We start from the raw sequence: 1,343 nt of genomic DNA, 5'->3' as shown, positions 1-1,343 counted from the left end.
CCCGCCGCCTCGCGGATGTTGATCGAGGACACCGTGACATCGGAGTCCCATTTGACGGAGATGCGGCCGGTGGCGCCGCTGGGCGACCAGTAGGTGCTCATGTCGCCGTCGCGGACGTTGCCGTAGCTGGTCCCGCCGGCCTTGCTGGAGCCGTCGGCCCCGGCCCCGGAGGCGAGGCTGAGGTTGGCCCCGCCGGGAGGCTCGGTCGGGTCAGGATCGGTCGGGTCAGGGTCGGTCGGGTCGGGCTCGGTGGGGTCGGGGTCGGTGGGGTCGGGGGTGGGCGGCTGCGCGGAGCAGTCGCCGTCGGAGGTCTTCAGGCCCCGGTTCGCCCCGGCGGTCGCCGCGACGATGGAGGGCACGCACTCGGCCCGGTCGAGGCGGTGGGAGTAGGGGATGGCGACACTGGTGGTGGACTGCACGTTCGGGCCCGCGGGGTAGTTCTCGCTGCCCGGGCTCGACCAGGTCACGTTGTCGAAGAGGTTGCCGTTGACCTCCCAGGCGCCGCGCTCGTCGGTGTAGAAGGTCCCCAGGACGTCCTTGGAGTCCTCGAAGTAGTTGTTGTCGACCTGGATCCTCGCTCCGGCCCGCGAGTTGATGCCCGACTCCACGATGCCGGTGAAGTGGTTGTTGTAGCTGTGAGCGATCCCCCCGCGCAGCAGCGGCACCCGGGAGTTGAGGTTCTGGTACAGGTTGTGGTGGAAGGTGACGAAGCCGTTGGAGGTGTCGCTCTCGCTGGAGCCGATGAGGCCCCCGCGCTCGGAGTTGCGCAGGACGCTGTAGGAGAGGGTCACGTACTTGGTGTCGTTCTTCATGTCGAACAGGCCGTCGTAGCCCTCGGACTCCCCGCCCGAGGCCTCCAGGGTGAGGTGGTCGGCCCAGACGTTGCGCACCCCCGCTTCCATGCCGATGGCGTCGCCGCCGTTGGAGGTGGGCGAGCCGGACTTCTTGACGTTCCTGACCGTGAAGTTCTGCAGGATGATGTTGCTCGAGGAGCGGATGTGGATGCCGATCTGGTCGAAGACCGCGCCGCTCCCCACCCCCACGATCGTGACGTTGCTGACGTTCTTGAGGTCGATCAGGGTCGAGCCGACATCGCAGCTGGAGCCGGAGACGTCGCTGGTGTTGCCGTGGTTGATGGTGCCCTCGACCTGGATGATGATCGGGGTGCTGGCACTGGCCCGGTTGCACAGGGCCGCGTTGATCTGGGTGCCGGTCGTGGCCCGGACGACCTGACCGCCCGCACCACCGGTAGTCCCCCCGTTCAACGCCGCGTAACCGGTGGCACCGCCCGACTGCGCCGACGCCTGGTTCATCGAAAAAGCGACTCCGGCGACGACCACGGC

1 protein-coding gene is annotated in these 1,343 nt (G+C 68.3%); it reads right to left on the bottom strand.

The genetic code is table 11. The features are described from left to right. The coding region (locus K3N28_RS23160) for a polysaccharide lyase family 1 protein (RefSeq protein ID WP_374209869.1) at positions 1-1,340 on the bottom strand (1,340 nt) is incomplete at its 3' end. Between the last annotated feature and the right edge of the window lie 3 nt (positions 1,341-1,343).

The sequence above is a fragment of the Glycomyces sp. TRM65418 genome (assembly GCF_019710475.1).
GTDB lineage: Bacteria > Actinomycetota > Actinomycetes > Mycobacteriales > Micromonosporaceae > Glycomyces.
The sequence above is the reverse complement of the archived record's forward strand: the minus strand, read 5'-3'. Positions and strand labels throughout refer to the sequence as shown.